General features: G+C 58.2%; 15 protein-coding genes. 3 read left to right on the forward strand and 12 right to left on the reverse strand.

All coding sequences use genetic code 11. The features are described from left to right. The 3 genes from AC33YF_RS03915 to AC33YF_RS03925 all read left to right on the forward strand — a co-directional run. Positions 1-1025 (forward strand): heavy metal translocating P-type ATPase (locus AC33YF_RS03915; protein WP_491775892.1); only part of this gene is annotated, 1025 nt, incomplete at its 5' end. A 15-nt stretch (positions 1026-1040) separates the two neighbouring features. Further along, positions 1041-3692, forward strand: coding sequence for an aminopeptidase N (gene pepN / locus AC33YF_RS03920; RefSeq protein ID WP_491775893.1), 2652 nt, complete (start codon positions 1041-1043; stop codon positions 3690-3692). 147 nt (positions 3693-3839) lie between these two features. Further along, the gene (locus AC33YF_RS03925; RefSeq protein WP_491775894.1) at positions 3840-6131 is read left to right on the forward strand and encodes a PAS domain-containing sensor histidine kinase; all 2292 of its coding nucleotides are present in this window, start codon (positions 3840-3842) and stop codon (positions 6129-6131) included. Positions 6132-6138: 7 nt separating this feature from the next. Here the strand turns inward: AC33YF_RS03925 and AC33YF_RS03930 are convergent, their stop codons facing one another. The 12 genes from AC33YF_RS03930 to AC33YF_RS03985 form a co-directional block, all read right to left on the reverse strand. Next, positions 6139-9045, reverse strand: a complete 2907-nt coding sequence (locus tag AC33YF_RS03930; protein ID WP_491775895.1) for a bifunctional [glutamine synthetase] adenylyltransferase/[glutamine synthetase]-adenylyl-L-tyrosine phosphorylase — start codon at positions 9043-9045, stop codon at positions 6139-6141. After that, positions 9042-10415: a sensor histidine kinase gene (locus AC33YF_RS03935; RefSeq protein ID WP_491775896.1), complete on the reverse strand. Its 1374-nt coding sequence runs from the start codon at positions 10413-10415 to the stop codon at positions 9042-9044. Before AC33YF_RS03935 ends, AC33YF_RS03930 begins: the two co-directional genes overlap by 4 nt. Positions 10416-10482: 67 nt before the next feature. Beyond that, a complete protein-coding gene (locus tag AC33YF_RS03940; RefSeq protein WP_491775897.1) occupies positions 10483-11163 on the reverse strand; it encodes a response regulator transcription factor in 681 nt (226 codons plus the stop codon). A gap of 129 nt (positions 11164-11292) precedes the next feature. Further along, complete coding sequence (locus tag AC33YF_RS03945; protein ID WP_491775898.1) at positions 11293-12855, reverse strand: Do family serine endopeptidase; 1563 nt, start codon at positions 12853-12855, stop codon at positions 11293-11295. Positions 12856-13020: 165 nt separating this feature from the next. Continuing rightward, on the reverse strand, positions 13021-13518 hold the full coding sequence (locus AC33YF_RS03950) for a cytochrome c-type biogenesis protein (RefSeq protein WP_491775899.1): 498 nt from the start codon (positions 13516-13518) through the stop codon (positions 13021-13023). Then, positions 13515-15509 carry a heme lyase CcmF/NrfE family subunit gene (locus tag AC33YF_RS03955; protein WP_491775900.1) on the reverse strand — a complete coding sequence of 665 codons (1995 nt, stop codon included), beginning with the start codon at positions 15507-15509 and terminating at the stop codon, positions 13515-13517. Before AC33YF_RS03955 ends, AC33YF_RS03950 begins: the two co-directional genes overlap by 4 nt. After that, positions 15506-15967 (reverse strand): cytochrome c maturation protein CcmE, encoded by a 462-nt coding sequence (gene ccmE, locus AC33YF_RS03960; RefSeq protein ID WP_491775901.1) that lies wholly within the window; start codon positions 15965-15967, stop codon positions 15506-15508. Before ccmE ends, AC33YF_RS03955 begins: the two co-directional genes overlap by 4 nt. Next, positions 15964-17115 (reverse strand): c-type cytochrome biogenesis protein CcmI, encoded by a 1152-nt coding sequence (gene ccmI / locus AC33YF_RS03965; RefSeq protein ID WP_491775902.1) that lies wholly within the window; start codon positions 17113-17115, stop codon positions 15964-15966. The genes ccmE and ccmI overlap by 4 nt, the downstream gene beginning before the upstream one ends. Positions 17116-17237: 122 nt before the next feature. Continuing rightward, the gene (locus tag AC33YF_RS03970) at positions 17238-17612 is read right to left on the reverse strand and encodes an RT0821/Lpp0805 family surface protein (protein WP_491775903.1); all 375 of its coding nucleotides are present in this window, start codon (positions 17610-17612) and stop codon (positions 17238-17240) included. 133 nt (positions 17613-17745) lie between these two features. Continuing rightward, positions 17746-19110 carry an ATP-binding protein gene (locus AC33YF_RS03975; protein WP_491775904.1) on the reverse strand — a complete coding sequence of 455 codons (1365 nt, stop codon included), beginning with the start codon at positions 19108-19110 and terminating at the stop codon, positions 17746-17748. Positions 19111-19114: 4 nt separating this feature from the next. Beyond that, a complete protein-coding gene (locus AC33YF_RS03980; protein ID WP_491775905.1) occupies positions 19115-19786 on the reverse strand; it encodes a response regulator transcription factor in 672 nt (223 codons plus the stop codon). 107 nt (positions 19787-19893) lie between these two features. Then, entirely contained in the window at positions 19894-20172 is a 279-nt protein-coding gene (locus AC33YF_RS03985) for a PepSY domain-containing protein (protein WP_491775906.1), read from the reverse strand. Between the last annotated feature and the right edge of the window lie 64 nt (positions 20173-20236).

Raw genomic sequence — 20236 nt, forward strand, 5'->3', positions numbered from 1 at the left:
GCGCACAAGCCGGTGTGCTCATTCGCAACGCGGCTGCACTCGAAGGACTAGCCAAAGTCGACACCCTCATCGTTGACAAGACCGGGACGTTGACCGAAGGCAAGCCTACGGTGACCGATGTGGAGGCCGTGAACGGCTACACAGAAAGCCAAGTGCTTGGATTTGCAGCAGCGCTTGAGAGTGGCAGCGAGCATCCGCTAGCTGTCGCTATTCTCAAGGGCGCTGCAGACAAGAAGATCAAGGTGGAGAAAGCGCGGGATTTTGAGTCCGTTACTGGCAAAGGCGTTGTTGGCCGGGTTGGCGGGAGCATTGGCGGTCATGCGGCTCGGCTGGGCAACAGCCTCCTAATGGATGACCACCGCATCAATATTCTCAGCGTGAAGGATTCGGTCGCGCGACTCCGCGGAGAGGGAAAAACCGTGATGTTTCTCGCGGTGGACAATCGGCTCGCGGGAATCGTCGCGGTAGCTGATTCGATCCGGGAGGGCACGTCGGACTCAATATCGATGCTGCATGATTTGGGTCTGCGGGTCGTGATGGCGACGGGCGATAACGCGACGACGGCCAAAACGGTGGCAAGCAAGCTTGGGATCGACGAGGTTCATGCTGGCCTGACGCCGGGCCAGAAGCTGGAACTGGTTGAAGATCTCCAGAAACAAGGCGCAGTCGTCGCCATGGCGGGAGACGGCATCAACGATGCCCCAGCGCTCGCGAAAGCAGATGTGGGCATCGCCATAGGCACAGGCGCCGATGTCGCGGTTGAGAGCGCAGACATCACCCTACTGAGGAGCGATTTGCGCGGTGTCGCACGCGGCACAAAACTGGCTCGAGCTACCATGCGCAACATCAGACAGAATCTCTTCTTTGCATTCGTCTATAATGCAATTGGTGTCCCTATTGCCGCTGGTGTGCTCTACCCTGTCGCCGGCATTGTTTTGTCACCGATGATTGCGGCCGCGGCCATGAGCCTTTCGTCCGTTTCCGTCATCGGGAACGCCCTTCGCCTACGTCGTGTCGAATTGTAACCGGAGGCCCCACGGATGAGCGCCGAGAGTCGCACCACGAAGTTTCTCAAGGACTACGCGCCGCCAGACTACCTGATCAGGGATGTGACCCTCGACGTGCAATTGGCACCAGAGAACACGCGTATCTCATCGAGTCTCGCAATCGAGCCGAATGCGGGAACAGTGGCCGGTACACCGCTCGTCCTGGACGGTGAGGAGCTGACACTCGAGAGCATCGCGGTCAACGGTCAGGCGCTCGAGGCCGGTCGCTATGCACTCTCGTCCGGAAAGCTCACGATACCAAATCCGCCTGTGGAATCATTCACCCTCGACATCACAACGGTGTGCAACCCCGAAGCGAACTTGGAGTTATCGGGCCTCTACCTTTCCAACGGAACGTACTGCACACAGTGTGAACCGGAGGGTTTTCGTCGAATCACATATTTCGTCGATCGTCCGGACGTACTGGCAACTTACACTGTACGCATTGAAGCGGACCGAGATGCGGTCCCGGTATTGCTCTCGAACGGCAATCCAGTCGACGCAGGCGATGTCGCAGGACCTGGCCGGCACTATGCGATCTGGCACGACCCACACCCTAAACCCTCTTACCTTTTTGCGCTCGTCGGCGGTCGGCTTTCGTCGATCCACGATACATTCACAACAGCCTCGGGGCGCGAGGTTGCACTTGGTGTTTATGTGGAGCCCGGCAAGGAAGATCGCTGCGACTGGGCGATGGAGTCCTTGAAGCGCGCCATGCGCTGGGATGAGGAACGGTTCGGTCTCGAATACGATCTCGACGTGTTCAACATCGTTGCCGTCTCCGATTTCAACATGGGAGCGATGGAGAATAAGGGTCTCAACATCTTCAACGATAAGCTCGTACTCGCCCGGCCCGATACAGCGAGCGACGGGGATTATACCTCCATCGAAAGTGTGATCGCACACGAGTACTTTCACAACTGGACCGGCAACCGCGTCACGTGCCGCGACTGGTTTCAGCTTTGCCTTAAAGAGGGACTGACAGTCTTCCGCGATCAGGAGTTCACTGACGATGTCCGCATGGGCCCTGTGATGCGCATTCTTACGGCGCGGTTGCTAAAGGCCCGCCAGTTTCCGGAAGATGCAGGACCACTCTCGCACCCTGTCCGGCCTGCCTCGTACATCGAGATCAACAATTTCTACACGGCGACGGTCTATGAGAAAGGCGCCGAGCTCTGTCGGATGCTACAGACACTTTTGGGCAAGGACGCGTTCCGACAGGGAATCGCTTTGTACTTCGAGCGCAATGACGGAATGGCCGCGACCGTAGAGGACTTCGTCTCCGCCATGTCAGATGCGTCGGGCCGCGATCTCACCCAGTTCATGCGCTGGTACACGCAGAGTGGGACGCCAGAGATCGCTTGCACGCTCGATTACGATGAGTACGGCAAGACGGCGCGGCTGAAGGTAAGCCAGGTAGTCCCGCCAACCCCTGGTCAGGGCAGCAAAGAGCCCATGCACATCCCCCTGAAGGTAGGTCTTATTGGCGCCAATGGCGACGAACTGCCACTCAAGCTAAATGGAGAACTCGTTCCCGACGGCCTATTGGAAGTCACGGATCGAGAGCAAATCTTCGAGTTTGAAGATATTCCTGCCCCGCCAACGCCGTCCATCTTGCGCGATTTCTCTGCGCCCGTGCGGGTAACAACAAGTCTGAAGCCGGAACAGATCGAGTTCCTGATGGTCCACGACAGCGATCCCTTCAATCGCTGGCAGGCGGCTCAGACCTATGCGACAGACTTAATCGCGGCTGCATCAAGAGACGGTCTCGACGCCGAAGCTGTCAGCGGCCCCCAGGCAACACGCCTAGCTCAAGCTCTGGAACCAACGCTCCGTGACGAGACATTAGCGCCAACATACCGTGCCGAGACTTTGAAACTGCCGAGCGAGTCTGACATTGCACGTGAACTTGCGCGCAATGTTGATACGGACGCCATTCTAGTAGCCCGCAACACGCTGCGCGCAACGTTGAGCGCAGGCATGGCCGATACGCTGTCAGACATCTATCAACGCAACGCAACGCAGGGGCCCTACTCGCCGGATCCGGAAAGTGCCGGCCTGCGGGCGCTCCGCAACGCAGCGCTGGATCTCATTGCTGCAACCGGCACGGATGACGCCATAGACCTCGCATTTCAGCACTATCGCAGCGCGACAAACATGACCGACTCCATCATGGCGCTGTCGACGCTCTCACATATACCGTCGGATGCTTGCGACGAGGCGCTCCACGACTTCTACACGCGCTGGGAAAACGATCCGCTCGTGCTCGACAAATGGTTCGCAGTGCAGGCGCGTGCGGGCAGGCCCGACTCGGTCGAAACCGTTCGCCGACTTCTTGGCCATCCAAAGTTCTCGCTGAAAAACCCGAACCGTGTCCGAGCCCTGATCGGGTCCTTTGCCATGGCGAACCCATCTGGCTTCAATCGAGCCGACGGCGCTGGCTATGATTTCTTGGCGGAGCAGGCGCTCGAGATCGACGGTTTCAATCCGCATGTCGCCGCGCGCTTACTGGGCGCCTTCGAAAGCTGGAAAACCCTGGAGCAAGGGCGGCAGTCCCGTGCGAAAAAGGCTCTTCAGAGCCTCTCTTCAGCGAGTTTGTCGACCGACGCTTACGAAATCGTGACGAAAACGTTAGGCGGCAGCTAGAATCACTTCTCTCTGTCAACGAGTTGTTAATCTAATTTCCACAGGTTTTTACTAGACAGATGCTTCAGTCCTCGATTCCATGGACAGAAGTGATTCGGAGATGCGGCAACTTCTCCGAGACGGCGACAGGAGAAGAAAGGGGACCCAATGGCGCGGGCTCGTCCTGCGCGAGGTGCGGGGATCTATTCCATCACAGGGCCACGATGGCAGGACATCCGCGCGCTCGTCGATCAACACCTCCCATCACAGGAGAGGTTGCGCCAACTCGTTCCTATCCTCGTCTTTGGCTTCCTAATCGTCGCAAGCCTCGGCTTTAACTATCAGATCGGTTCCAGTAAGGACGCTCGGATGACCGCCGCTCAGCGGCAGCTGGCTCTGAACGCTGATATTGCCTCTCTGAAACTCCGTGCCGAGGTCCTGGCCTCAGGCACCGATTGGCAAGGTGAACTGGCGCAGAGTCTGCCTCTTCGCGCCGCGCGCGAGGGTCGTGTCGTACTGTTGTCTGATGCCGCAGGCAGCATTCAGGCTCGCGTACCGATCGGCAGCCATTATCAGGGCAATCTGCTGACAGTCCTCGGCCCAGGTCAGCCTTTGACCATTATGGGCGCTGACGCGGGCGTGATGCGCATAGCTTTAAACGACGGCACGGATGCGCTGGTAACGGTACGCAACGTTCCGCGTACCGACGCGCAGTTGACATTCATTCAGCCAGTCGCAAGCGCGCTTGCCGGATGGCGTAGCGGCGCCACAATAGAAGTCTTGCTGCTTATTTGCGGTGGCCTGCTCCTCATGCTGTTCGCAGGGGCATTCTGGTACTTTGCTCCAATTCGAAAGGCGCGAGAGCCCGACGCGCTTACCCGTGAGCTAACAGAAGCCATCCCCGGCTGCGGAGTATGGCGCTGGAACCTGGCACGAGGCCATATCGATTGGTCGCCGCCAATGTACGCGCTGCTCGGCCTACAACCCGACTCATCGATGATGTCCTATGGGACGCTCGCCAGCAAATTGCATCGTGATGACGACCTACGGGCCGAGTTGGACCGCCATCTCCGCGAAGGCCTCAACCTTTTCGATCAATGCTTCCGGCTGCGTCATGCAGACGGTCATTGGGTTACGACTCGCCTGCGCGGACACATTACGCGCGACGCAGATACAGGTGAGCCCTACCTAACGGGGATGGCCGTGATGGCTGACCCCAATGCGGTTCCAGGAGCCGCGGACGCTAACGCCCGACTGCGCGATGCCGTAGAAACCATCTCCGAGGCCTTCGTCCTTTGGGACAATCACAACAGATTGGTGATGTGCAACAGCAAGTATCAGCAGTTTCACGGCCTTGCTGACGACATGGTGCAGCCCGGCAGTTCTTATGACGAAGTCATCGCCGCTGCCTCCGAGCCGATTGTATCCAAGCGCTTTGCTGTAGCGAACAAGAACGACCACCAGTCGCGAACATACGAAGCTCAGCTTGAGGACGGCCGCTGGCTGCACATCAATGAACGTCGTACGCGCGACGGCGGTTACGTGAGTGTTGGCACGGACATCACAGACCTTAAACAAAGCCAGACGAAGAATGCAGAGAGCGAACACCAACTCCGCGCAAGTGTTGCGGAACTCCGATTGTCGCGCCGCGAACTCGAGCATCAAAAACAGCAACTCGTGGACTTGGCTGAAAAGTACGCTTTGGAGAAAAACCGAGCTGAAGCCGCAAACCGTGCCAAGTCTGAATTCCTCGCCAATATCAGCCACGAGCTACGCACACCCCTTAATGCGATTATTGGCTTTTCCGAAGTCATGCAGCAGTCACTCTTCGGTCCGCTCGGTCACGAAAAGTATCAAGAGTATGCGCGGGACATCTATTCCAGCGGCGAGTACCTCCTCGAAGTCATCAATGACATCCTAGACATGTCGAAGATCGAAGCTGGCCGCATGACCCTCGATCTTGGTGACGTAGATGTAGCCGACATTGTCCAAGACAGCATGAAGGTCGTGAGCCAAGCGGCAGCGGAGCGCGGCATCGCACTAGAACGTCAAGGTCCGGAGCATTTCCCCATCCAAGCGGATCGGCGATATCTAAAACAGATCTTCCTCAATCTACTCTCTAACGCTGTGAAATTCTCTCAGGACGGCGGTCGCGTCGATGTTCGGCTCACGCGCAGCAATGGCCAGCTTAAGATCGCCATAAAGGATACGGGTATCGGCATCGCGCAGACCGATATCGCCAAGCTCGGCCGACCTTTTGAACAGGTCGAGAACCAGTTCTCTAAGAGCCATCAGGGGAGCGGTCTAGGCCTTGCCATCTCCCGCGCCTTGGTGGAACTCCACGGGGGGACAATTGAGATCAAGAGTCGCGAAGGTTACGGCACGACGGTGACATGCTCCTTACCTATCCGCACTCCACGTCCGGCCAATGTTGAGGAACCGCTGGCGAAGAGCGCCTGAGCTAACCTCATACAATGAGCCGATCGAAGGCGCTGTGTACGCGCGCCAGCGTCTCTTTCAACGTCGCCTCCAACGTCGCAAAATCAGGCATATCGGCGGACCGAGCCAACAGATCTCGCAGCGCTTGCGGCGCCTCACTGGCCTCGAAACTCTCTTCCAAGCAAAGCCGCAGAACTTGCGTCAACGACTGATACAGCCGCGCGGCAGGTATAAGCAATTCCGCGTCCGCGGGTTCAAGAACATGTGCCGCCGCGAGCTTGGTAAGAGCGACTTCGGTGTTCTGGTTCAGAATATCAGGCTGACGGGCCGCGCTCACAAGCTGGAGGAACTGCGTAATGAACTCCAGATCAACGATCCCGCCACGAACCTGCTTAAGATCCCAAATGTCTCTGGTCCCCTTTTCAACCGCGATCTTTCGGCGCATTTCGTGGACCTCTCCAGCGACGGCGCTACGATCGCGCGGTCGCGTGAGTACATTCCGAGTGGCCGCGTTGATTGCCTCACGCAATGTATCTGGCCCTGAAACCACGCGCGCGCGAGTCAATGCCAAGTGCTCCCAGACCCAGGCGGACCGCTCTTGGTATTCGATGAACCCAGATAGCTTGGTGGCAACCGGTCCCTGGCTGCCCGAGGGGCGGAGCCGCATATCGACTTCGTAAAGCGCACCTTCGGCCGTCTGCGCCGATAAAGCCGCAATCAAGCGCTGCGTAAACCGAGTGTAGTACTGGGGGCCCTGAAGACTCCGCGCACCGTCCGATACCGCATTCTCTCCGATATAGTTATAGACGGTGATCAGATCGAGGTCCGACGCGGCGGTCATCTCTTCACCGCCAAGCTTGCCCATCGCCAATACCGCCGCCATACCACCGGGCAAACGACCGTACTGACTCACTAGCTCCTCACCTACACGGTCGGACAAGGCTTGTATCAAAGTGTCGGCGAGAACCGCATAGGCCTCACCCGCCTGCTCTGCGGAAATCGTTCCTGAAATTACACGAACGCCGATAAGGAAACTCTGTTCGCGGCCAACGATACGAGCACGGTCAAGGGCATCCTGATAGTCTGTCGCACGGGCCAGAGAACTGCCAACCACAGCTGAGAGCTGTTCCTTGGTCGGAACGTCTCCGAAGAAACCGGGGTCCAGTACGGCATCCAATAGACGAGGCCGTCGTCCTAGAATCTTGGCGAGCCGAGGCGCTGTACCCATTATGTCCGCCACCAGCCGAAGCAGACTTGGATTTGCCGATAGAAGTGAAAAAAGCTGCAAGCCTGCAGGCATGTTGGCCATAACCTTGTCGAAGGTTGACAAGGCAAGATCGGGCTGCGCCGTTCGACTGAAGGCTTCGAGAAGATTTGGCAAAAACTCTGTCAGCCGCTCCCGCGCCTTGGCGCTGCGCGTGGCGGGATAACGGCCAGCCTGCCAGGCCTTGATCGCTTCGATCGCGGCACTGGGATTCTCAAAACCAAGGCTCTCAAGAGCCGCGCGGGATTCCGGGTCGAACTCGTCTCCTAAAATAAGACCGGGAACCGAAGACGGAGGCTGAGGGAGCTTTTCGAACAACGCCTCATAGTGCTTCTCGACACACTCAAAACGTGAAGTCAGCGCGTCGCCAAATGCGTCCGTGTCGGAGAAGCCGCAAAGCCGCGCAAGCCGATCCAAGTCACGAGGTTCTGCTGGAACGAGATGCGTTTGCTGGTCCCCTATCATCTGAATACGGTTTTCAACCCGGCGCAAAAACAAATAGGCCTCAGACAGCTCCTCGGCCGCTTCGGATTCTATCCAACCGTCTTCTGCAAGCCGGGCAAGCGTCTTCAAGGTTCCGCGTGTTCGCAGCTCGGGATGACGTCCGCCGGCGATCAATTGCTGCGTTTGAGCAAAGAACTCAATATCGCGAATTCCGCCGCGTCCGAGCTTGATATCGTGACCGCGCACAGCGATCGCGCCGTGGCCCTTATGTGCATGCACGCGGCGCTTCATCGCATGGATGTCAGCCACGGCTGCAAAATCTAGGTACCTTCGCCAGATGAAGGGGGAGAGCTGATGAAGGAAGGAACCTCCGAGCCCCTCATCTCCAGCCACCACGCGCGCCTTGATTAGCGCTGCGCGTTCCCAGTTTTGGCCGAAGCCCTCGTAGTAGATCAGACCCGCCTCGGTCGAGAGCGCAACCTGTGTTGCACCGGGATCCGGCCTCAGTCGCAGATCGGTCCGATACACGTAGCCGTCCTTGGTCTGCTCTTGAAGCAAGCGCACAAGGTCTCGGGTTAGTTTGACAAAGAAGGCCGAGGGCTCCTCGGACTCTTCGAGTCCCGCCCGTTCTGGGTCATAAAAAACGATGATGTCGATATCGGATGAGTAATTCAGCTCCATGGCTCCGAGCTTTCCCATGGCGATGACGAAATATCCATCGACATCGGCCGAAGACAATCGCCCCGCCTCGTGGGCCCTGCGGAACAAATAGCGGACTGCTGTCCGTATCGAGATATTGGCAGCGTAGCTCAAGCCCGAAAGCGTTTCGGCTGTCGTCCAGACACCGCCAAGATCGGCAAGCGCCGTCAATAATGCGCTGCGCTTCTTGAATTCCCGTAAGAGAGCCATGGCGGCTGCTTCAGAAGGCGCCTCGGCAATACTCGCTTCGAGCTTCGCACCTGCCTGCTCCAAATGTGTACTGGGATCCTCGGTCAAGCACGCAGCAAGAAGAGCCGGGCTGCGCTCTGACAAAGCAGCAAGAAAGGGCGAACCAGAGAAGACAGCCGTGAGGAACGAAGCAACCTTCGGCGAATCCAGGAACTCGATCGCGCGCGCAGAGCCAGGATCTTGGACCAAGCCGCCCCGCACGGTCGCCAGCACATCGGCGCCGCGATCGGCGTCGAAAACTTCGGGTGATTCACAGATCTGCTCGGCGAACGCCGTCAAGTCGGCCTCAGCTCTCCTTCTGGCGACGGTTCGTCCGCCGTCTTCGCTTGCTGTGTGTCGTTCTCTAGCGGAAGGCTAAACACGACACAGAGGCCGGGCTCATTGTCCTCAAGCCTCAAGGACCCACCATGCAACCTCGCCACCGCCGCGACAAGGCTCAATCCGAGACCGCTGCCAGGTTCCGAACGGCTAGCTTCAAGACGCACGAAGCGGCTCAGAACACGTTCTCTCTCCGATTCAGGAACCCCGGGGCCGCGATCGCAAACCGCGACCTCGGCAACTCCGTCATGGCTGCAAGTTCGGACGATGACTTCGGATGCATGACCGTTCGCTTGGCTCGCCGGCACCAAGCCGTACTTCAATGCGTTGTCGATGAGATTGGCGATGGCTTGCCCGAGAAGCTGCCGGTTGCCACGCACAGGAATATTGCCCGCAAGATCCACCTTCAGAGCAATACCCCGCTCTTCGGCAAAGGGCTCATAGAGTTCCGCTGCATCGCTGACAAGTGCCGATAGATCGAGATTATCCCGGTCGTCTCCACCGGTCCCAGCTTCGAGCCTCGCAATAGACAAGAGCGCGTTGAATGTCTTCATGAGGCCGTCAGCCTCTTCGATTGTTCGTTCTAGTGCATCGCGATAGGTTGCGGCATCGGAGGGCTCACGCAGTGCCTCCTCCACGCGATTGCGCAGCCTGTTCAGAGGCGTCTTAAGATCATGTGCGATGTTGTCGGAGACTTCGCGCATGCCGGCCATGAGTTGCTCAATACGGCCAAGCATAGAGTTGAGACTTTCCGCCAAACGATCCAATTCATCGCCGGACCCGCTCACTGGGAGCCGCCGGGAAAGATCACCCGCCATGATCGTACGCGTCGTGTCGGAGAGGTCGTCAATTCGGGTCAGCAATCGGCGGCTAACCCAATAGCCTCCGCCAAGGCCCACGAGAGCCATCACGCCAAGTCCCCACAACATCGTGGACCGGATAAGTCTCGAGAGTTCTCGTCGGTCTTCGATGTCACGGCCGACAATCAATCGGTCGCCACCAGGAAGCCTGAAGACATTTGCGAAGGCAAGCCGCTGCTCCATGCCGCCTGGCGCAGGCCGGCTATAGAAGAACTCGACCGGCCCGACGCTGTCCCAGAGCTGAGGTGAGACAGCACTCAGGTTCCCTGCAAGTTGCTTCTCGTTCCCATCCGCGACCAGGTAGAGGCTATTGCCGGGTGTGCGGCTGCGTTGCGCGACGATCCGCACAAGCTGATCACGCCCGCCCGCCCGATACTGCTCTGCTAGTCCCTTGAGCTCCGCATCAATCGTCTGGTTCAACTGGCGGGACAGCAAAACAGTCGTGTTCCAATAAAGGTATACGATTGCCACGATGGCCGCTGCACTGAATAAGGCGAAATACGTCAGTGACAGACGAAAGGTGGTCGTTCGGAATAATTTAGTGAGCGCTGTCACGGATTGTATAACCGGCACCGCGAACCGTATGGAGGAGCGGCTGTTCGAAGTTCTTATCGATCTTCGACCGGAGCCTCGAAATGTGGACGTCAATAACATTTGTTTGCGGGTCGAAGTGATAGTCCCAGACGTTCTCGAGCAACATTGTGCGTGTAACGACCTGTCCCGCGTGCTTCATCAAGTACTCAAGTAAACGAAATTCTCGCGGCTGCAATAAGATGGACTCGCCCGCTCGTGTCACCTTGTGAGACAGGCGATCTAAGATAAGATCGCCAACCGCGAGCCGGGTGGAACCCTCTTCAGGCGATGTCCGCCGCGCGAGGACCTCAACACGCGCGAGCAATTCGCTGAACGCATACGGCTTCGTGAGGTAATCGTCGCCGCCGGCCCTCAATCCCTTGACCCGATCGTCGACCTCTCCCAATGCCGAGAGGATCAAGGCCGGAGTATGTATTTCATCTGTACGCAGAGCTTTTATGACACCGAGTCCGTCGAGCTTTGGCAACATGCGATCCACGATCAGGACGTCGTACGCATTCGCCTTTGCAAGCTCGAGGCCGGAGTCACCATCGGCAGCGTGCTCGGCAATGTGGCCCGACTCTTTAAGGGCCCGCTTTAGAAACGCTGCCGTTTCGAGATCATCCTCGATAACCAAGACCCGCATATCGCCTCAGCTCACTCTCGCTCTTAGTCTGGACTCTCGAGTCTAATCAATCGAGGGGAAGCAAAAAAGGGCGGGCGGCGCGGTTTGGGGGGGAAAACCGCGCCGCCGTCCAACAGAAGAGAGGCGATTCTAGCCCTTCTTCTGGGAAAGCGCGACGAAGCGCGTTTGGTCGCCGGTCTTGACCTGCATCAACACCTTAACTTCGTCCTTTTCACCTTTGGCCGACTCGGTCGCCTTCTTTAGTCCCTTTGCCACATCGCTCGGATTTGAGACGGCCACGCCGGCGACCTGGAGAATGATGTCACCGGGCTTCAAGCCCTTGTCGGCGGCATCACTTTCGGAGTTAACCTCCAAAATCACTACACCGTCTTCGCCGGCGCCCGGGATCTTACCAGCCGGCGCAAGCGATAGGCCTAGCTTCTCCACTTGCTCGGGCTCGTCAGCGGGCTCTTCGGTCCGTAGCGATGCCAACTTCTTGGCACTTGGGAACGAGCCCAGTGTCATGTTGACTTCGCGCCGGTCGCCATAACGGACAATCGCGAGGTTCACCGTCGTGTCAGGCTCCAGGTCGGCGATCTTACGAGCAAGATCGCGTGAGTCTTTGACCTCATTGCCATTCACCTCAACGATGACATCGCCAGCCTTGATATCCTGGTCGGCGGCAGGGCCATCCTCGGTCACCTTCGTGATCATAGCGCCCTTCGCCTTGGCTAAGCCTACCGAGTCGGCGATATCGTCATTCACGTTTTGAATAACCACACCGAGCCAACCGCGATCGACGCTACCATCATCTTTCAGATCGGCGATGACTTCCTTGACAAGCGCGGCCGGCACGGCAAACGCGATACCAACATTGCCGCCGGACGGCGAGAAGATCGCCGTGTTGACGCCGACAACATTGCCGTCGAGGTCAAAGCTTGGGCCACCTGAGTTGCCGCGGTTCACCGCAGCATCGATCTGGAGATAGTCATAGGGGCCAGAGCCAATGTCGCGGCTACGCGCCGATACAATGCCGGCTGTAACCGTCCCGCCAAGGCCGAACGGGTTTCCGACCGCGAGCACCCAGTCGCCAACTCGGGGGTACTTCTCCGACATGTTTACGAAGGGGAACTTCTTTCCGTTTCCATCAGTGACCTTAATGAGCGCGAGGTCCGTGCGTGGATCTGACCCGATCATCTTTGCATCGAACTTCTCGCCATCTTCCATCGTGACGGTGATGTCCTCTGCATCCTCAACGACGTGGTTGTTGGTGACAACGAACCCATCCTCAGAGATGAAGAAGCCGGATCCCTGCGCAAGACTCGGCATGCGCCTCGACGGCCCCTTGGGCTGCCCCTTGAAGAACTTTTCGAAGAAGTCCCGCGGGATGCCTTCCGGCAGGTTTGGCATTCCAGGAATGGGTGAATCGTCGTTGGATGCCGTCTTGGTCCCGCCTTTAACATTGATGCTAACGACTGCTGGCTTCACCTTTTGCACCAGATCTGCGAACGACAGTGGAGCGCGTCCATAGGGCGTCTCGATCGTCTGCTGCATCTGGGCCGTTTCGGCGACGGCCAATGGCACACGCGGGTTGAACGAAAGGCCAATCGCCCCTGCGGCGACCAGCGCCGTAGCGGCAAGGATAACGGGCCTTCGAACCAACTTCCGCGACCGGTTGTTCTCGTTCGCTGCTGGGTTCGTATGAGATGTCATTCGATTCCCCTCTCTTGGGACGGCAAAACCACTCCGGCAGTGCTACGACAAGCCGGAAATTCATCGTGATCTTAGGAATATAGGGAACCGCCAATTACGCTGCGGTTTCGGCGTCATTAATTTTCAGTAAGGTTGAGCGCGCAATTGTCTTGGGAAAAGTTGCGATCACATCTTGTCGGCTCCGTTGACGGCCCTCTTGTCAAGCAGTCGGTTTAACTGGGCCTGCTCGCTCTCCGTCAAAGCCGACGGGGTCGCTGTGGCCGTTGCGCGCCGGATGTAGGCGTAAAGTATGCCGCCGATGGCCAGGATTAGCAGAAGCGGGGTCGCCAGCCACAGCACCCACGTATAGGGCGTAAACCTCGGCTTCAGCAGCACAAACTCCCCATAGCGCGAAACCACGAATGCAATGATCTCTTCGTCGTTATCTCCCGCCAAGAGCCGCTCGCGCACAAGAACACGCAAGTCTTTCGCTAGAGGAGCGTCGGAATCGTCGATTGACTGATTTTGACAAACGAGGCAGCGCAATCCCGCAGACAACGCCCGCGCCCGCTCTTCTAGCGCTGGGTCCTTCAACACCTCGTCCGGCTGAACGGCGTGCGCGCTTGGCGCAGCGAGTATGAATGCCGCAAAAACCGCGAGAACCAGCGACAGGCGGTTGCTCATGGTGAGTTGCCCGCCGATAGGGCCGATTGCGTCTTTGGCTTGGCGCGTTTGGGGGCCCCTACCCGCAGTCGACGGTCTGACAGCGACACGCCCCCACCCAAGAACATGAGCAACGCGCCAAGCCAGATGAGCCGTACTAGCGGGTTAAAATAAACCCTCACGCTGTAGCCACCATCTTTCAACGGGTCACCAAGCACGATGTAGAGATCGCCGCGCCAGCTGTTGTAGATCCCGGCCTCGGTGGTCGCACTCTTCTCGACAGAATAGGCACGTTTGGACGGGATCAGCGTGGTAACCGGCTGGCCGGCCCGTGTCACACTAAAGAGGCCGGCCAATTCCTTATAGTTCGGCCCCTGCCTCTCTTTCACACCTTGGAAGGTGAGCTCATAGCCTGCGATATCAACAGTGCCGCCCGGCACAAGGGCCTCAATCCGCTCGCTCCGCCAGGCCGTGGTTCCGACGAGACCCAGCACCATCACGCCAAGTCCCGCATGAGCCAAGGCTGTCCCATAGGCCGCGCGGGGAAGATTGCGCAAGCGCCGCCAGCTTTCCGCCAAGCTCACCTCCGTCAGCTTTGACCGCGTGGCGAGTTCGGTCGCGGCGCCAACGATGAGCCACAAGCCAAGACCGATACCGAGCGGCGCCAGCCATGGGCCACTTTGATGCGTAGCGAGGATGGCAATCATCGCGGCGAGACTCACGACTGCCGCAACCGTCAGGCGCTGCGCGGCCGCGAGTAGATCACCGCGCTTCCAGGCAAGTAGCGGGCCGAATGGTACGGCCATAAGAAGAGGTATCATCAACGGCACAAAAGTGAGGTTGAAGAACGGAGCACCAACCGAGATCTTTTCCCCGCTCACAGCCTCCAAAGCGAGGGGGTAGAGCGTGCCGACGAAGACAGCCGCACATGAGACTGTCAGCAGAAGGTTGTTTAAGACCAGCGCACCCTCGCGGCTGATGGGCGCAAACAAGCCGCCTTGCGACAATGTCGGGGCACGCCAGGCAAACAAGACGAAGGAGCCTCCGATAAAGACAGCCATTATGCCCAGAATGAAGACACCACGTTCGGGATCCACTGCAAAGGCGTGAACGGATGTCAGCACGCCTGAGCGAACCAAAAACGCACCCATCAAACTCAGAGAAAACGTGATGATGGCCAGCAGTACCGTCCAGACCTTTAGTGCGTCCCGCTTCTCCATAACAAGCGCGGAGTGAAGAAGCGCTGTTCCCGCAAGCCAAGGCATGAAGGAGGCATTCTCAACTGGATCCCAGAACCAGAACCCGCCCCAGCCGAGCTCGTAATAGGCCCACCAAGAGCCCATCGCGATTCCAAGTGTCAGAAACATCCACGCCGCGAGCGTCCACGGCCGAACCCAGCGCGCCCAGGCTGCATCGATACGGCCGTCGATAAGTGCGGCAACCGCGAAAGAGAATGCCATGGAGAAGCCGACGTAGCCCGCATAGAGAAACGGCGGATGGAACGCCAGCGCGGGATCTTGAAGGACCGGGTTCAGCCCCTGTCCGTCGAATGGCGCCGGATCGATCCGCAGGAACGGGTTGGACGTCATGACGATAAAGAGCAGAAACGCTACGGCGATAGAGCCCTGAACCGCCAGCACGTTCGCCTGCAGTCGACGGGGAAGGTTGGAGCCGAACGTGGCGACGGCTGCACCGAACAACGCCAGGATCAACACCCAAAGGACCATCGACCCCTCATGGTTTCCCCACACGCCGGAGATCTTATAGATCATCGGCTTGGCCGAATGAGAGTTCTGCCAGACGTTCAGAACAGAGAAGTCGGACGTGACATAGGCGACCGTCAGAGCCACGAAGGCGACACAGACGAGAATGAATTGAAGCTGGGCAGCGGGAATCGAAACGGCCGCTAACCGAGGATCGTTGAGGCGCGTTCCGATAATCGGCAGAACCATCTGAACAATGGCAACACCAAGCGCGAGGATAAGAGCGTAGTGGCCGGTCTCTGCGATCATTGCGTCTTGACCTCCGCGTTAGTGTCGCCGTGGCGCCAGATACCCTGCTCCTTTAGTTTGGCAGCAACTTCGGGCGGCATGTAGTTCTCGTCATGCTTCGCAAGCACGTTATCGGCCTTGAAGGTTCCGTCGGGCATTAATGCGCCTTCTGTCACGACCCCCTGCCCCTCCCGAAATAGATCCGGCAGCACACCGGTAAAGGTGACGGGGAGAACCTCGGCGCCATCCGTTACCGCGAAGCGAACGGTGGTGCCCTCATCTCGTTTCACGCTGCCGGTCTCGACAAGGCCTCCGAGCCGGATTCGCTGTCCCGGCGTAATCTCCATCTTCGCAATGTCGCTAGGGCTGTAGAAGAACACGATGGAGTCGCGCATCGCGTATAAGACGAGTCCAACGGCTACGCCCAAAACAACAAGGCATGTCCCGATCAATACCCCCCTGCGCTGTTTGCGTGTCATGAAGTCAATCCTAAATCTTCCGCAAGGATATCAAGCTCTTCAATTGCCTGCGCGTTCCCCCGGAACTGATCCTTGGCCCGAGCCAATGCCTCCTTAGCATCATTGCTTCTTCCCAGTACTGAGTACGCGCGAACGAGGCGAAGCCAACCTGGCAAATCGTCACCGTTCGTCTCGAGCCTCTCCGCCAGTCTTTGAACCATGTTATCGACCATGGCTTGGCGCTCAGCGGGGCTCATGCTCTGCACCGCGGCGATATCGGCCGCGGACGGGCCCGGTTGAGGGACGGGAGGAGCCACTCCGCTCGGAACCTCTCCCGAGAGTTGTGCTTGTGCCCTCGCGATGCGCCCCTCAATCATCGCAGTCCAGCGCGCATCGTCTTGCCGGAGGTTTAGCAGATCACGCCAGTCCGTCAGCGCGTCTTCGAATTCGCCACCTTGTTCTTTTGCGATGGCCAATAGAATACGCGGCTCAACGAGCGTCTCGTCATACTTGAGCGCCTCCTTAAGCGCTTTGCGTGCTGACTCCGTGACGAGGCCCTGCTGCTCCATCACAAGGGCTTGGCCAAGCCCCGCGAGGCGTTTCGCCGAAGGGCCAAGTAGTCGAATAGCCTGGCGATAGGCATCCGCTGCATCTGCATAGCGCTGACTACCCAAGTAGATTGGTGCAATGGCATCCCACCCAGCACCCTCGTCCGGCTTCGCGCGCAGCCGCGCCTCGACTCGAGCGACGAGAACACCGATGTCTTTTTCGTTTGCGGGATCAGTCAACCGCGCGACCAAAGGCTGATCGGGCAAGCGCGGAGAGCCGTAGAAGAGGTATGCGCTCAACGCCGCAAGCGGCAAGCCAACGGCCACCGCAACAAACGCCACGCGAGGCAGCACGCCGCGTGCAGCGTCGCTCGCAGCTTCCGCACCCTTCTCATCCGCGGCCAGCAAACGTCGGGAGACTTCGAGCCGGGCAGCTTCTGCCTCGGCTTCACCGATTAGTCCACGCGCACGGTCAGTCTCGATTTCGTCGAGCTGATCTCGGTAGACCGCAGCATCAAATGCATTGCGCTCATCGGCGGCTTTTTGGCCGCCAACGAGCGGATAGAGCAGGAAGCACAAGACGGCGGCGGTGAGAGCCGCCAGGATGACCCAAAGCAGCACGAACAGGCCCTAACCTTCAGAGTTCAGACGGGTTTCTTAGGCATAAGACAGGGGTGCTAGCGAGGGCAAGCCGAAGGCCCCGCCGAAAAGATGAAATCGCGGCAATGTTTGGTCGTTAAGTCCTATCCGACTTGGCTCCAGCGCCCATCAGGTTGCCGGCAGGCCGTCCCGTTCGTGGTCTGAGGCGCACCATTGATGAACATGGTATGCGTAAAAGGTCGGCAGAAAGAATCGCCTTTTTTGTAAGGTTGGCCGGGCACGATCTGGCCGTTGTGCTGGTTAGCCGGGTTGCTCCACGACGTCGCCTGCCCTGCCTGGCCAAACTCTAGCGCTTTTTGTTGAGCTTCTGCGGCGAGCTTCTGATCCTGCGCGTCCAATCCCGCAGGGCCGGAATTTCCTGTCATCGAACCCCAAAGGGCATCCGTGCCGAGGTTGCCTCCGGTTCCGCAGGCCGCAAGCCCCAAGGGCAACAAGACAATTGCAAGAATGCTTCTCATCGGTCTTTTCCGAGTTCAGAGGGGCCCAGATGTCCCTCTGCTAAAGGCCGCAATGTTAAGTGTAACCTCTCATCGGAGTGTTAAGAATAGAAAATCGGCCTAAATTAGATTTCGGACCGGTTCTGCAAAAAACTTAGGCAGCAGGAAGATTTAGCCGAGCGCTAAGGCCCCCCTTGGGCCCGTCCTCCAGCACAAATTGCCCTTTGTATAGATGGGCTAAGTCCGCAACGATCGAGAGGCCAAGGCCCGAGCCCGGCTTGCTCTCATCGAGACGCTGACCGCGCTTAACCGCCTTTTCGCGCTCCTCTCGTGTGAGACCTGGACCATCGTCTTCTACCATCACGCAGATGGTGTCGTCCCCCAAGCACCTTGCCGTGACCGCGACAGAGCTTTCAGCCCATTTGCAGGCATTGTCGATGAGGTTTCCCGTCATCTCTTCGAAATCCTGCTTCTCACCTTGAAACTTGAGATCGGGATCGACGAAGACACCCAACCTGATGCCCTTTTCGCCATAGATGCGATCGAGTGCGCGCTTCAGAGCCATCAATGTGGGCTCGACTTCCGTTACACCGCCAATGACCCCAGAGCGTGCCGCGACCCGCGCTCGGTCGAGATGATGCGTAATCTGGGTTCGCATGAGCTCGGCCTGTTCCACGACCTTGTCCGAAAACTGCCCGTCATGCACGCGCGCCTCATTGCTAATCACGCTGAGTGGCGTTTTGAGCGCATGGGCGAGGTTGCCCACATGCGTTCTCGCTCGTTCGACAATGTCACGGTTTGATTGGATGAGTGCATTCAGCTCGGTCTGCAGAGGCTTGATCTCATCGGGAAGCTCACCCTCCAACTGCTCGGCGTCACCTGAGCGGATTGCCGCAAGGTCTTGGCGGATGGCTCGCAGGGGTAGCAGGCCAAACCGAACTTGGAAGAATGTCGCGACAGTAAGGCCCACACCAAGAACGACCAACGCCAACACAAGCATTGTTGTGAACTGCGCGAGATCTTCATCAATCTCGGCAGAGTTCCCAGCAACGGCATAGGAATAGGCTGGCTCTTCTTGGCCTCCGGGCCGAATTTCACGTTCTTCGATACGCAAATTCTCATCGTCTGGCCCCAGCACATAGCTACGCCGAGTCAACGTCTCGTCAGGAAGAATGTCGTCGTCGCTTGGGAGATCGAGCTGCTGGTCTAGCAACGACTCGGATGCGAACAGCAGGCCTTCTTCGTCTTCGTCCAAAGCCTTGATTTGCCAGTACCAGCCAGAGAATGGAATGTCGAAAAGTGGTGCGCCCAAGCTCTCAGGGGATTCCGGTTCGTCACCACCCTCGGCCGTGCTCGCGGCGATCAAGCTTGTCATGTAGACGTCGAGCCGTGCATCAAAATTGCGCTCAATGCTCTGGCGATAGAGCGACGTCAGCAATATCGCCGCAATCGGAATCACCATGAGGACCCACGCGGCTGCGGAGACGAAGAGTCGAAAGGCGAGAGATTTTGGCCCCATCGGGCTAGGCCCCATCGGGATCGTCCGTGAGACGGTAACCTAGGCCGCGCACGGTCTTGATCAGATCCACAGGCAGCTTCTTGCGCAAGCGACCGATGAAGACCTCAACAGTGTTCGAGTCCCGATCGAAGTCTTGCTCATACAAGTGCTCAACCAGCTCGGTGCGGGACACGACCCGGTCGCGCTGCATCATTAGATAGTGCAGCACACGATACTCGTGCGATGTGAGTTTGATCGCTCGACCATCGACTGTAACCCGAGCCGCTTTCGTATCGAGCACCAACGGGCCGCAAGAGAGGTCGTTGCTCGCGTGGCCCGCAGACCGCCTTAAAAGCGCGCGAACTCTGGCCAGTACTTCTTCCATATGGAACGGTTTAGCGACGTAGTCATCAGCGCCGGCATCCATGCCTGCCACCTTGTCGCTCCACCGCTCGCGAGCGGTCAAAATCAGTACGGGCATCTTGCGGTCATCGCGCCGCCATTGCTCGAGGACCGAGAGACCGTCTTTCTTCGGCAGGCCAATGTCGAGGACGACCGCGTCGTAGGGCTCCGTATCGCCGAGGAAGTGACCCTCTTCGCCATCGAACGCCGAATCGACGGCATATCCTGCGTCGCCAAGCGCGGTGACGAGCTGACGATTGAGATCTGGATCGTCCTCTACGACGAGAAGCCTCAAAGAACTGTCCTCCCTTGGCGTCTGGAATTACGGAATTGCTGAAGCATGTGCCTCAGGCTCGTGGCGATTGTTGGAACACATTCGCACTCGCGCATCGAGCTAAGACCCTACTGTCCTGTTTTGGCATTCACCGTGACATTCTTAACGGCGCCCTGTTTGCCGAGGACGGTGGCACGATAGACAAAATTGTTGCCGTTCTGGCAAAGCACAATCTTGATCACCTTCCCTCCACCCTTGGATTGGGCCTTGTTGACCGCCACTCTTCCGGGAACTAGTCCATTCTTTGAGATGAGGCCGCCGGCAGAGCCCACCGGCATGCACTGCGCGTGAGCCGGCGTTGCCGCCGAAATGGCAGCGAGGCCCACGACCACAATGGCCGCCAACATTCTGAACGCCTCAAAGCTCATACCGGTCCCAAACATCTCATCATGGGCACAAACATAAGGCACC

Source organism: Methyloceanibacter sp., assembly GCF_058506495.1.